Source organism: Nostoc sp. FACHB-280 (assembly GCF_014697615.1).
Classification (GTDB): Bacteria; Cyanobacteriota; Cyanobacteriia; order Cyanobacteriales; family Nostocaceae; genus Nostoc_B.
This window is the reverse complement of the sequence record NZ_JACJSD010000005.1, coordinates 21651-35119: the sequence shown is the minus strand read 5'-3', so window position 1 is coordinate 35119 and position 13469 is coordinate 21651. Positions and strand designations below refer to the sequence as shown.

At 40.3% G+C, this 13469-nt stretch carries 9 protein-coding genes; 6 read left to right on the top strand and 3 right to left on the bottom strand.

Going from position 1 to position 13469, the window contains the following annotated elements; all coding sequences use genetic code 11:
• Positions 1–275 precede the first annotated feature (275 nt).
• Together H6G75_RS05065 and H6G75_RS05060 are read right to left on the bottom strand one after the other, a co-directional pair.
• A complete protein-coding gene (locus H6G75_RS05065) occupies positions 276–653 on the bottom strand; it encodes a Mo-dependent nitrogenase C-terminal domain-containing protein (RefSeq protein WP_190978879.1) in 378 nt (125 codons plus the stop codon).
• Between the two features lie 465 nt (positions 654–1118).
• Positions 1119–1838 carry a Uma2 family endonuclease gene (locus tag H6G75_RS05060; RefSeq protein ID WP_190978878.1) on the bottom strand — a complete coding sequence of 240 codons (720 nt, stop codon included), beginning with the start codon at positions 1836–1838 and terminating at the stop codon, positions 1119–1121.
• Between the two features lie 183 nt (positions 1839–2021).
• Between H6G75_RS05060 and uvrA the strand changes: the two genes are divergently transcribed.
• Together uvrA and H6G75_RS05050 are read left to right on the top strand one after the other, a co-directional pair.
• The gene (uvrA, locus tag H6G75_RS05055) at positions 2022–4907 is read left to right on the top strand and encodes an excinuclease ABC subunit UvrA (RefSeq protein ID WP_190978877.1); all 2886 of its coding nucleotides are present in this window, start codon (positions 2022–2024) and stop codon (positions 4905–4907) included.
• A 45-nt stretch (positions 4908–4952) separates the two neighbouring features.
• Entirely contained in the window at positions 4953–6143 is a 1191-nt protein-coding gene (locus H6G75_RS05050; RefSeq protein ID WP_190978876.1) for a helix-turn-helix domain-containing protein, read from the top strand.
• Between the two features lie 78 nt (positions 6144–6221).
• Here the strand turns inward: H6G75_RS05050 and H6G75_RS05045 are convergent, their stop codons facing one another.
• Positions 6222–6461: a hypothetical protein gene (locus H6G75_RS05045; RefSeq protein WP_190978875.1), complete on the bottom strand. Its 240-nt coding sequence runs from the start codon at positions 6459–6461 to the stop codon at positions 6222–6224.
• Between the two features lie 642 nt (positions 6462–7103).
• On the opposite strand from H6G75_RS05045, the gene H6G75_RS05040 reads away from it, so the two are divergent.
• The 4 genes from H6G75_RS05040 to H6G75_RS05025 all read left to right on the top strand — a co-directional run bounded on the left by H6G75_RS05040 (position 7104) and on the right by H6G75_RS05025 (position 13327).
• Complete coding sequence (locus tag H6G75_RS05040) at positions 7104–7637, top strand: hypothetical protein (RefSeq protein ID WP_242051461.1); 534 nt, start codon at positions 7104–7106, stop codon at positions 7635–7637.
• A gap of 125 nt (positions 7638–7762) precedes the next feature.
• The gene (locus H6G75_RS05035) at positions 7763–8650 is read left to right on the top strand and encodes a P pilus assembly protein, chaperone PapD (protein ID WP_190978874.1); all 888 of its coding nucleotides are present in this window, start codon (positions 7763–7765) and stop codon (positions 8648–8650) included.
• A gap of 245 nt (positions 8651–8895) precedes the next feature.
• A complete protein-coding gene (locus tag H6G75_RS05030; RefSeq protein ID WP_313934795.1) occupies positions 8896–11865 on the top strand; it encodes a carboxypeptidase-like regulatory domain-containing protein in 2970 nt (989 codons plus the stop codon).
• Between the two features lie 193 nt (positions 11866–12058).
• Entirely contained in the window at positions 12059–13327 is a 1269-nt protein-coding gene (locus H6G75_RS05025) for a pitrilysin family protein (RefSeq protein WP_190978873.1), read from the top strand.
• Positions 13328–13469: the final 142 nt, after the last annotated feature.

Sequence of the window (13469 nt, the reverse complement as noted above, 5' to 3'; positions counted from 1 at the left end):
CTAGCGATTAGAAACCACGGCTATACAAACAAAGTCCGCCTGCGCGGACTAAAAGAAAATAAAGATTCTTAACCCGCATAGGCGGGTTTTGCCTGTGTAGCCGCGACTTCTAGTCGCCTGGTGCAAGATATGTATAAATCAAAGTCCTACTATGCTTGGCGTTCGTGCTTTTTAAACCTATACGTCGACTGCCATAGTAGTCAAAAATCAATAGTCCATAGTCAAGAGTAATTAACTTCGACTATGGACTATTGAGCATTGAATATTGACTTGTATTAACAGTACTGGGAAACATCCTCGCCGCATTCATCTGCTAAGTAGCACAAGGCGCGGAAACGCAAACTCACGACTTCCTCATATAAAGGATTGAGTTTGCACATTGGCGGGATGTGTAGGATGGTTTTGCCGAATAATTTGATATCGCGTTCAAAAGGACATTGAGAGGGGATCAGTTTACACAAACGATGAGCTAATTCGCGATCGCGGACTTCTATATTATTTAACCACTGCCGCAGGGGTAATAAAATATCAAAGCCTGAGTGAGAACTAGGATGGTGTAACTGGGTTACATAGGTTTTGCTAACCTCTGCCGAATTGAGTGAAACCCAGCTTGCCAGAAAAATTTTTTTTGTGGTATTATCGAATACCTTCATGGTTTAGCCTCTATGTTATTGAGGTTATTCACCTTTCTGATGAATATATACAACGTGACAACCACACGTACCGGAAAAATCTTGTTCTGACTAAGGTACAATAGGACATTAAAGTAACTGTTTAAATCAGAACCTCTTTCTTTCTACGTTCAGTAAATCGCAATTTTCTCGGAAACGGTAGTGTAGTAATCCGATCTTGTTTATAACTTGACACAGTTTAAATTCTAATGAAGACATCTATCATTGGAGAGAATTTCGTCTAATAGTTATAAAACTTAATATAACAATTGAAATCAGTATTTTTCGCAGATTTAAACATCAGCTACAGCGAGAAATGAGCAGATAGACAAATTTTGCCGAGACAGAAAGACCGATATTTCAGATATTGTTGCCATAAATAAAGCGATCGCGCTAGTGATGGTCAAGTGACTTGCAATTTATCTTTCCCGGCTGGTGAACAATGTCTTAAGACATCCTTTGCACTTCTTCCACAGATAAACTCAAAGCTTGGGCGACTTGTTCTATGCTTAAACCCATTTGTAAAAGTTGAGGAATAGCATTGCGTCTTGCTTGTTCTGCTTGTTCGGCACGTTTGTGTTCTTGTTCTAACCGTTGGGAAATTTCTGCATAGCTTGAAAAACGTTCTCCATCGGGACGATAAAGTTGTAAATCTTCTGGAGATGGTACAAAGCGAATTTTTAACCGGGGACTCACCCAATCTTCCATCTGCGGGATGACATCTAATCCATCTTCACTACGTAACCAACCTTGTAAGTTATTGCTGTCAGGGTCGTAAATGTAATACTCTTCTACACCATAACGATCATAGAAAAGTAATTTTTTGTCCATTTCAACTTGAGTATTACTAGGTGAAAGGATTTCAAATACTACCTGGGGAGGAGTCCCGCCTTCTTTCCATTGCAGGTAAGATAATCTATCTCCTTTAGGTCTACCAAGAACGACCATAACATCAGGCGCATTGAAAATCTTATTGCGACCTTCAACGGGATACCAAAACAAGTCTCCAGCCACAAATACGTTAGGATCAGACGCAAATAGCCAATCGATATTTTGTTTTATTTCGACAATCCATCGAAACTGTATGGTGTTATTCGCCACTGGTTGTCCGTCACTATCTGGGTAGATAACTTCTGGTTGGGTCTGCGGTTGGATTTGCGTTACCATAGCTTCGCCCTCAGCACGATGTTTAATTGTGATGCTTTTAAATTAGCAGACACGGGAGGATGTCTGTAGTAGTAATATGGGCAATCACTACTTAAAATAGTACTATTGTTCTGGTATTAGGTGAGTAAAAATAGTATTATTAAGAACTGTTTCATACTGCCTCCCACTTATCAGCCTGCCAATATGTCAGATAACAAGTTAGCCGCCGCATCCCTTCTCAATGGACATCTTCCCCAAACTAGCCAGAATAGTCAAAATACCATTAGGATTCGGGGTGCGAGGCAGCATAATCTGAAGAATATTGACTTGGAGTTGCCGCGCGATCGCCTGATAGTATTCACTGGTGTATCAGGTTCGGGTAAATCTTCGCTGGCATTTGATACGATTTTTGCTGAGGGTCAACGGCGTTATGTCGAATCTCTCAGTGCTTACGCCAGACAATTTTTAGGACAGTTAAATAAGCCGGATGTGGAAGCCATTGAAGGTTTAAGTCCGGCGATATCCATTGACCAAAAATCGACATCTCACAACCCCCGTTCCACTGTGGGGACAGTAACGGAAATTTACGACTATTTGCGGCTGTTGTTTGGTCGGGCTGGTGAACCCCATTGTCCCATATGCGATCGCTGTATTGCGCCCCAAACTATAGATGAGATGGTAGACCGCATTATGGACTTACCAGACCGCACCAAGTTTCAAATTCTTGCGCCTGTGGTGCGGGGTAAAAAAGGCACACATCGCAAGCTGCTATCTAGTTTGGCTTCCCAAGGTTTTGTGCGGATACGGGTTGATGGCGAAGTGCGGGAACTGTCAGACTCGATTGAGTTAGATAAAAATATTACACATACTATAGAAGTTGTTATTGACCGTTTGGTGAAAAAAGACGGTATACAAGAGCGTTTAGTTGATTCTCTGTCTACGTGTTTAAAGCAATCTGAAGGTATTGCTACGATTCTGGTCAGTCCGGCTACTGAGAACCCAGAAGCGAAAGACGAAGAAATGGTATTTTCCGAGAACTTCGCCTGTCCTGAACATGGCGCGGTGATGGAAGAGTTATCACCACGGTTGTTCTCGTTTAACTCTCCTTATGGCGCTTGTCCTCACTGTCACGGTATTGGGACTTTAAGAAGATTTTCGGCGGAGTTGGTGATACCTGACCCTGAAGCACCAGTCTACGCTGCGATCGCACCTTGGTCAGAAAAGGAAAATTCTTATTATTTGGAACTGCTGTATAGTTTGGGTCAAGCGCACGGTTTTGAATTACAAACCCATTGGAGTAAGTTGTCAGCAGAACAACAGCAAATTATTTTAAATGGTGAAGAAAATAACAAAGAAAATGCGAAAACTCAATTTAAAGGTGTTTTGCCAATATTACAACGGCAATACGAGGGTGGTTCGGAGTTAGTTAAACAAAAATTAGAACAGTATTTAATTGACCAACCTTGTGAAGTTTGCGGTGGAAAACGGTTGAAACCGGAAGCCTTAGCGGTGAAGTTGGGACAATATGGAATTTTAGATTTAACAGGCGTATCGATTAGAGATTGTCGGGAGCGAGTTGAACAGTTAAAATTAAGCGATCGTCAGATGCAAATTGCCGATTTAGTATTACGAGAAATAAGAGCTAGATTGCAATTTTTATTAGATGTTGGCTTAGATTATCTCACCCTTGACCGTCCCGCCATGACTCTTTCGGGTGGGGAAGCACAACGCATTCGCCTCGCCACACAAATCGGTTCTGGCTTAACAGGAGTTCTCTACGTTTTAGACGAACCAAGCATTGGTTTGCATCAACGAGATAACGGGAGATTGCTTAAAACTTTAATTAAATTACGCGATTTAGGTAATACTTTAATTGTGGTTGAGCATGATGAAGAAACCATCCGTGCGGCTGACTATTTAGTTGATATTGGACCTGGCGCAGGTATTCATGGCGGACATATCATTGCCCAAGGTGATTTACCAGCATTATTAACAGCAGAAAAATCCTTAACAGGTGCATATTTATCTGGTAGAAAAGTTATACAAACACCAGCAGAACGCCGCGAAGGGAATGGACGCAGTTTAATTATTAAAAATGCCCATCGCAACAATTTAAGAAATATTGATGTGGAAATTCCCCTTGGTAAACTTGTGGCTGTAACTGGTGTTTCTGGTTCTGGTAAATCGACTTTAATTAACGAATTACTCTACCCATCTCTACAACACCATCTCACCAAAAAAGTACCTTTACCGAAACAATTAGAAAAAATTCAAGGCTTAAATGCAGTAGATAAAGCCATTGTCATAGACCAATCTCCCATCGGACGCACACCACGTTCTAACCCAGCAACTTACACAGGGGTTTTTGATGTAATTCGGGATGTATTTTCGCAAACTGTCGAAGCCAAAGCCAGAGGTTATAAACCCGGACAATTTTCTTTTAACGTTAAAGGTGGACGTTGCGAAGCTTGCAGTGGACAAGGTGTCAATGTCATTGAAATGAATTTCTTACCTGATGTGTATGTACAGTGCGAAGTTTGTAAAGGTGCAAGATATAACCGCGATACTTTGCAAGTGAAGTACAAAGATAAATCTATTTCTGATGTTCTCAATATGACAGTTGAGGAAAGTTTAGACTTTTTTCAAAACATCCCCAAAGCCGTTACAAGATTACAAACATTAGTTGATGTTGGCTTGGGTTACGTTCAACTAGGACAACCCGCAACAACTTTATCTGGTGGTGAAGCACAGCGCGTCAAATTAGCCACAGAATTATCTCGTCGCGCCACTGGTAAAACACTGTATTTAATTGATGAACCCACTACGGGGTTATCTTTTTATGATGTGCATAAATTATTAGATGTCTTGCAAAGATTGGTAGATAAAGGTAATTCAATTTTAGTCATTGAACACAATTTAGATGTAATTCGTTGTGCTGACTGGGTAATAGATTTAGGGCCAGAAGGTGGGGATAAAGGTGGCGAAGTCATTGCTTTTGGAACACCGGAAGATGTGGCGAGAAATCCCAAGTCTTATACGGGGCAATATTTACAGCAGGTTTTAAAACAGTATCCGGCGATGAAAAATTAGAATTTTTTGTAATTAAATCCATATTTATACAAGGTAAAAAACAGAATGATCCCTAAAAACCTTGACGATATTACTGAAAATGATTTTCAGGTTTTAATAGATAACTCAGTTCCAGAAAGTAGAACAATTGAATACAAACGTGATTTACCAGGAGGTTCTGACACTGATAAAAAAGAATTTTTGGCTGATGTTTCATCTTTCGCAAATGCTAGTGGAGGTGATTTAATTTATGGCATTGAAGAAAATCAGGGAATAGCTATAGCTATACAAGGTTTGGAAATTGATAATATCGATCAAACAATCCTTGGACTAGAACAAACCATCAGAAGTGGACTTGAACCAAGACTACCTTATATATTTATCAAGCCTATTAGATTATCGAATTCAAAATTTATTGTAATTATTAGAATCAATAAAAGTTGGATAAGTCCTCATCGTGTAACATTCAAAAGTCATGATAGGTTCTACTCAAGGGGTTCCAATGGAAAATATAGCTTGGATGTAAATGAGTTAAGAATTGCTTTCAATCTTTCGGATACAAATAACGAGAAAATCAGAAGATTTAGAGAAAGTAGAATAGCAAACTTAGTTGCAGGTGAAACCCCTGTTCCATTTTATGATGAGGATTCACCTATGGTTATGCTTCATCTAATACCATTTACTTCGATGAATCCTTCCCAAATCTATGACTTAAGTCAGATAGATGCTTGCTCAAAATTTATTATACCAATTTCATCACCAAGGCATATAGCTAAAAGATACAACTTTGATGGACGTGTTGATTATGGTGTTATGGGTCAAGAGGGTGAAACTTACACTTATCTTCAAGTTTTTAAAAATGGTATTGTTGAAGCTGTATGGAAACAACCTGAAAATAGAGAAGAGAATCAAAAAATACTATATGGTGATTATATTGAACATGAATTACTTAAGTCCATCCCAAATTATATAGACCTTTTGAAAAAACTAGATATTGGACTACCAATATTTATATTTTTAACTATTACTGGGGTCAAAAATTACTATATGCCTGTTAATAATTTATACAGAATGGTTAATAGAGTTTATACAATTGATAGAGATATTTTAGTAATCCCAGAAGTAATTATTGATAATTATGATTTAGTAGTACCTCAACTTTTAAAACCTTGTTTTGATTCCATGTGGAATGCTGCCGGTTTCCAGGGTTCACCCAACTATAATGATCAGGGAGAGTGGAAACCAAGAAATACATAAATTTTGTAAATAGCAAATTTAGTGATGTGTAAAAACTCCGCGTACCTCTGCGTTGAAAAACTTGTTGCGTGATTTATACTAAATGCGACATTCACGGGGAAAATTTGACCACATTTCTTGTCTCACTTCAGCAATATCGGACTCGGTTATGTTACTACCCCTCCAAATTCCTCTTAAGGAAGTGCGCTTTGGTGGCTGAATTTTGATCAACTCTTGCTCAATTTGAGGCGCAATTTGCTCAATCAAGCGTATCTTATCTACTAGCGAAAGTTGCTTTATCAATGCAAGGGCATTTTCTAGAGTAACTGTTTTGTCCATGCTTTTCGACCTGAGCCATTATCAAAAGCTTATCATTCTACTTAAAGGTTGTGTGTTGTGGAGTTTTAACTAAGTGCGATCGCTCGACTTCATTTATACTAGCTGTGGCGATAAAAATCCGAAGAGGTTCAAAACCTTGACACGTCTTACCCAGTCTTACTAGATAAAACTCAATACCTAACCAAGATTTTTTATTATACCAGGTTAAAATACCGAATTTATACTTAAAAAATATTTTGTAAAATTAAGCATAAGTACGGTGGATCAATACTGAGCTACCCAGCACAATAAGATTTATGAAGTTAAGGCAAAGAAGGGTATCAACAGAAACTTCTTATCAGGGAATCTACCTTTTCATGACCTTAAAATTGAGATTGCTTGCAATAGTTGTTCTTTCCTTATGACTCTTGGCATCTTTGCGTTAGACCAATAAACATCTATGCAAGACTAATTAACCACAATTATGCCATTTTGAATTTTAGATTTTGCGGAAAGTTGCGTGCGGAGAGAACTTGCGTGCGCGGGTTCCCCCGTTGAGCAAACTTTCCAAGACAGATTTTGGATTGAAAAAGGGTCTATTGGTAAGCTTTTTAGCAATCCATTTGTCGCAATCATTCTTCAATTTGGTATTAGATATTACTGTTGAAGACTCATCGCCAACTTCAGTTAACACCATTAATTGAGGAACCTGCAATGATTCGTCGTCTTTTTATCGCTTCAGCTTTGATTTTAGGAAGTTTTGCTGTTACATCTAAAACATTGGCGGCTGATACGGAAAATGTGCCGTTTGGTGGTTCAGTTGTTGCTGCTTGTTCTTTTCCGGGTACACCTGGTAATGGTACTTTAGGCAACCCCACGGCTACTACTTTGAGTAGTGCGTTAGCAGATGGAGGAACCAAAGGAACAGCACAGGTATCATGTACAGGCAGTACTGGTAGTCTCAATATTACAGGTGTTACCCAAACAGCCGGGCCAACTATCACTTCTCCTGTATATACTGCAACAGCTACTGGAGGAACAATTGCAGCCACTTTTACTGCTGGAGTGGCTGGTGCGTCTCAAACTGTACTTCCTGGTACAACTATTCCTTTAGATGTACAGATGCTTGTGGTTAGCAGTAGTGCTTTAACAGCAGGAACATACGGGTTCACTGTGAATTTAACAGTCACACCTTAAAAATATAAGCTTGTTGGTTATAAGTTGAGTTCTGGTTGAAGGGTAATGCCATAAATCTTGTTGACTCAACTTTAGTTCTATCTTCCTTATCTTGCTAAACCTTTGGAGATTTACCAAAAAACATCATGATTAGTAATTTGGCTCTAACAAAATTGGGAGTCTTACTCAAGAATTTCCAGCAGCAACATAGTGTGATTATTGCTGCAACTTCTCTGAGTAGTTTGGCATTATCAGTAGGATTTTTTAATGCTAAGACTGCTCAAGCACAAGTTCAAATTTCTCCAATGGTAATTACAACTAAGGCTCACCAAGGACAAGCAGAAGGTGTAATTAACGTCAAAAATATGACTAATGAACCTTTCCGCGCCCGTGTATATGTTCAGCCTTTTACATATAATCGAGATACAGGATTTCAATCTTTAAAATCTAGCCCAACAGACCTTTCTCCTTACTTACAATTTTCACCAGGAGAACTGACAATTCCGGCTGGCGCTACTCGACGCATTCGGTTATTAAGTCAACTGCCACCTAACTTACCCGATGGTGAATATCGAGTGGTGATTTTTACCGAAAACCTCAAAGAAATTCGTGCGGAAGATGTTAATGGCAATGCCATTAGTATCATTGGTAAAGTTGGTTCTACTTTCTATGTTCGTAAAGGTAATGTATCACCTCATTTAATAGTAGATAGCGCCCAATTAAATGCTTCTGCGAAGAAAATTCAACTGTTGGTTAAAAATACAGGTACGGCTTCGGTTTTACCCACAGCGACCTGGAATTTAAAAAGAGCAGGAAAAGTGATTAGAAGTGGACAATTACCACCAACAGCTATTGTGGCTCAAAGCGATCGCAATTTTTTCCTCAACCTTGTGGCGCAAAATCAACCAGAAATCACTCCTGGTCAATATGAACTGAGCGGGGAGCTATTGTGGAGTGAAGGCTTGACAGAAAAAACGGTTCCTTTCAATCTGAATTTGACTATCCCTCAAACTGCGGCATCTGCTCTTCGTTAATCAGGTCAGATTATTTCCTGATATCTTCAGCATTCTCCCTACTTTGTACCTTTGTGTGTTTGTAATTATTGTTTCACGAAGGTACAAAGATATAAATAGTTTTGATAGTTGCAATAATTATGCAGATTTAACGCTACAAAATCCTGATAATTATTACTAATTTTGAGTAAGCATTCAGATTTACTCAAATTTGAATAATCCATTTTATAAAAAATTGATTTAATTTGTTACTCTTTTAAAATCCTGTGTCTTACTTAATATCTAATACTGAACTTTCCCCAGATACTAATTATTTACCATCTGTAAATGCGATCGCTCAACCGCAAACTGCTGCATCATTGTCTCCAGCCAGTTCCAACCCAGCCGTCATCAAACCTAGCGCACCCGAAAATTTACCTCCTCAATACTCTCCCATAAACAAAACTTCCACTCCCACAGCAACTATCAAATCATCTGTTTCGCAGACTTCTGACTCAGAAAAGCAGCAGTTTGCACCAGTCGTCGCACCACCAGAAAGCTTTGCTCCCGAAGCTTCTTTATCTCATCCAGTTAAATTATCAGATGACTCAGAAATACCATTTGCACCAGTCATCGCACCGCCCGAAAGCTTTACTCCCGAAGCTTCTTTATCGCATAGAGTTCAACTATCAAACTCTTCATTGCAGACTTCCCTAGAAGAGAAAACAAAAGCGAGAAGCGAACCACCATCGATTAAAGCGCCAATCTCAGAAGAGTTACAGGTTTTTCCCGTGGGCTTAGATGTAGACCAACGTCCCAGCATTAAAAGTGTGTTAATGCGTGGTCGAGAAGATGGTATGCAAGCAATTAATTTTGAGCAATGGTTGATACCTTATGAGGCTGTTGTTAGGGCTTTGCAACTCAATGTCACAACTTTGGATGATGGTCAATTAGAAGTTCGCGCTCCTGGTTTGGTGACTCGAATTAATCCGCAAAAACTCACAAATGATCCGCAATTGGGATTGGTGTTTTCGGTTGCTCAGTTGCAAACTTTGTTGGGAGTCACAGCCAAATTTGATATTAGTGATTATGCTGTGCGCTTAGAACGCCCTTGGTTACTCAAAGCCACCCAGGTAATTGCACCACCAGAACCCATTGTGGAATTAGCTGGATTACCAGAAGTTCCTGCTCCTGGCTTGACTTTGACCGCCGTTGAGCAAAAATTGAACGTTAGCGGTTCAGCTAGTGGTGCGTCTAATTATCAGGGAGACTTCGCCGCAGTGGGTACAGCTTTGGGTGGTAGTTGGTTTGTGCGTGTTAATCAACCTCAGTTTCAAAATCCCACAGCTTGGCAAGTTGCAGAAGCACAATTTCTCCGACAAACAAATCAAGCTGATTATGTGATTGGTTCACAGGCTCCTTTTTGGTTGAGCCAAGGTACTGGTGATTATTGGGGGTTGACCACAATTCAACGCTGGGGATTTCAACCGCCCAAAATTGTCGGTGGTGGTTTATCGCCCAATCAAAGGATGCAATCTGATCAAATTGGGCGAGTAATTACAGGAGAAGCCGCACCAGGAACTTTAGTGAGACTGACTCAAGGTATAGGCGATCGCATTATTGCCGAAGTTTTGGTAGATTCTTCGGGAATTTATCGCTTTAATGATGTCAAAGTTGATACGCGATTTTTAGGGGCAACTTATCAACTGTTGCTTTATCCCCAAGGAAGATTAACAGAAACACCAGAAATTAGAAATGTGACATTTTCTACTTTACCCGGACAACTCCCCGCCGGCGCGAGTGCGTTGGTGGTTTCTGGTGGTTTCCGCAGACAATTTGCTGAGGCTAATTCTGTAATTGGGGAGTTTGCTGATTTTCGCGGTGGTGTAGCGCAACGTTGGGGTTTATCTCCTGATTTAACAGTAGGTTTGGGTGGTGTTTACGATCAATCATTTCGCGGTTTGGCAGAAATATTTTATCAACCCCAAAATCTGCCGTTAAAAGTTGCTTTATCAGCGTTGAGTGGCGATCGCTGGGATATTAATACTAATGTCACATTTGATATCTCACCTCAGATTAATACGCGATTTACAAGCGATCGCTATAAAAGCCGATTTGATTTTGATTGGCGAATGTCTCCTTGGTTGACTTTACTTGGTGGTGTGGATAGCAAAGAAGGCGGATTTGGCGGTGTGCAGATTGCTCATAACCGCAAAAATTCTTTTACCTTTGCGCGGATGACTTTCAATACCCAAAGTCATTTACGCTGGAATTTATTGCATCGTTGGGGACAGCTAGAGTTAAACAGTAATGGTAATGAGATTGCTTCAACATCGGAATTAGCTTACTATGTTTCTCCCAAGAAATTTACTCACCAAGGCAATGCCTTATTTTTGGGTTATGAAACTAGTAATATTTTTACTCAAAGCGATCGCCTCGCTACCTTGGGATGGCGCTATCGTTCCCCACAACGCTCGTTGAATGGTAACTATCTTTGGGAAGCACAACTAGCTTATGGTATTGGTTCCCTTGGTTCTGGGGTCATTGCAACTTTAGGCACCAATATTCTCCCTGGCTTATTACTCCGGGGACGTTATCAAGGCATTTCCACCACATCCAATGAACCAAGTTTTGGCTTAGAGTTGGTATCTAGTCTTGACTTGCAAAGAGGTATCAAGCCTCACCCCTCTCGCCAAGCGAACAACCTACGTACTCAAGGCGGAATTTGGATTCAGCCATTTTTCGACCGCAACGGTAACGGTAAACGCGATCCCAATGAACCTATATATTTGGATCAGCCAAACTTACTATTTACCATTAACAATCAACCTTTACAGTCTTTCGCACCCACAATTCAAAATGATGGCGCTTTGATTTATTTATCTCCCGGTAAATATCGCCTTGACCTCGATCCGGCTGGCTTTCCAGCCAACTGGCAAACAGCCATTGAAGCTTTAGCCGTGGATGTCGTTGCTGGCAGTTACACACCTGTTATGTTACCCATGATTCGTTCTTTTACTCGCTCAGGCGTGGTTACTGATTCTCGCGGTAAACCAATTCCCGGCGCAAGAGTCGAAGCCATAGAACTCAATTCGGGACAAAAGCGATTCTCCGTTACCAATGGCGCAGGAGTCTATTATTTACAAGGGTTGCAGCAAGGTAACTACAAAATAGAAGTTAATGGCCAGCCAGTTAACACCGAAAACTTACAACTACAAGATACTTCAGCATCATTTCAAGAACTTAATCTTCAGTGAAATAAAACGGGTGAGAGGTTATGAGTGAGTGGTAAAAGAGAGAATATATACAGAAATGAAGTATTTTGTCTAATTTTGGCTAAAAATTTTACATGATAAATATTAATCAATCTGTATCAAATGATTCTAATTTAGATTTAGTTAAGAGTTAAGATGACCAGATTACGTTAAATTGTGGTTAATCTACAAAAAATTGTCACAACAATTAATTCATCCTGTTTTCCCAGCCTCGATTTTAAAACTTGATAATGGTCTAACATTGATTCATCAAGAGATTCCGACTACTCCTGTGGTTGTGGCGGATGTATGGGTGCGTGCTGGAGCAGCCAGAGAGCCAGAACAGTGGTTTGGAATGGCTCATTTTTTAGAACACATGATTTTTAAAGGCACAGCCAAAATTGCCCCTGGAGCTTTTGATGATAAAATTGAAAACCGTGGTGGTGTAAGTAATGCAGCCACCAGTCATGATTATGCTCATTACTGCGTGACAACGGCTGCACCTTATTTAGAAGATACCTTGCCTTATCTGGCAGAAATACTAGTGAATGCGGCAATTCCTGAAGATGAATTTCTGCGCGAACGAGATGTAGTACTAGAAGAAATTCGCTCTTGTTATGATGATCCTGAATGGTTGGGATTTCAGTCTTTGATCAAAAATGTGTATCCGCAGCATCCTTATGGACGTTCGGTGCTGGGTACAGAGCAGGAACTGATGCAGCACTCAGCCGATGATATGCGCTGTTTTCATCGCGCTCACTATCAGCCCGAAAATATGACTGTGGTAATTGTGGGCGGAATTGAACAAGCCAAAGCCTGGGAATTGGTGAATCAATCATTTGCTAATTTTGCCCCACCTGTTGATTGTCCACCATCCATCACAGCCAAACAACCAGTGATTCAAGGTATAGAGCGTCAAGAACTCTGTTTACCCAGGCTAGAGCAAGGGCGGTTACTAATGGCTTGGACTGCACCAGGCGTTGACCAACTCCGCACCGCTTACGGCTTAGATGTGTTATCTGTATTCTTAACAGAGGGGCGGACTTCGCGCTTAGTGCGTGACTTGCGGGAAGAACAGCAATTAGTGTATGGAATTTGTAGTAATTTTTCTCTACAAAAAGAATCGAGTTTATTTACTATCACTGCTTGGCTAGAACCAGAAAACATCGAGAAAGTAGAGTACTTAATTCGCAGTCATTTACATGATTTGCAAACTGACGGAATTAGGGAACAAGAATTAGCGAGAATGCGTAGGTTGTTATGTAATGAGTATGCTTTTTCGACGGAAACGCCCAACCAATTAACCGGGCTGTATGGTTACTACAATACTATTGCTCAAGCAGAAGTAGCCACAACTTATCCAGAGCAAATTCAGTCATTTACTACCCAAGAACTGCAACAATTAGCTAAACAGTATCTTTCACCGCAGAATTATGCAGTGACTATCCTGAAACCAGGTTACTAAGAAGGCAGTCCCGATGAAATAAGTTTCATAGCCAAGCATGAAAGTGGGACTAGCATTTTTACTCAGCACTCAGCACTTTCAAGTCAAAAGTCAGACGGGAAGCAAGGGAGCAGGGGTGAAAAGAACTAATGACGATTGACTA

Excerpts from the sequence above, each read along its gene's own strand:
- H6G75_RS05065 (WP_190978879.1), bottom strand. The coding sequence starts at position 653 with ATGAAGGTATTCGATAATACCACAAAAAAAATTTTTCTGGCAAGCTGG.
- H6G75_RS05060 (WP_190978878.1), bottom strand. The coding sequence starts at position 1,838 with ATGGTAACGCAAATCCAACCGCAGACCCAACCAGAAGTTATCTACCCA.
- uvrA (WP_190978877.1), top strand. The coding sequence starts at position 2,022 with ATGTCAGATAACAAGTTAGCCGCCGCATCCCTTCTCAATGGACATCTT.
- H6G75_RS05050 (WP_190978876.1), top strand. The coding sequence starts at position 4,953 with ATGATCCCTAAAAACCTTGACGATATTACTGAAAATGATTTTCAGGTT.
- H6G75_RS05045 (WP_190978875.1), bottom strand. The coding sequence starts at position 6,461 with ATGGACAAAACAGTTACTCTAGAAAATGCCCTTGCATTGATAAAGCAA.
- H6G75_RS05035 (WP_190978874.1), top strand. The coding sequence starts at position 7,763 with ATGATTAGTAATTTGGCTCTAACAAAATTGGGAGTCTTACTCAAGAAT.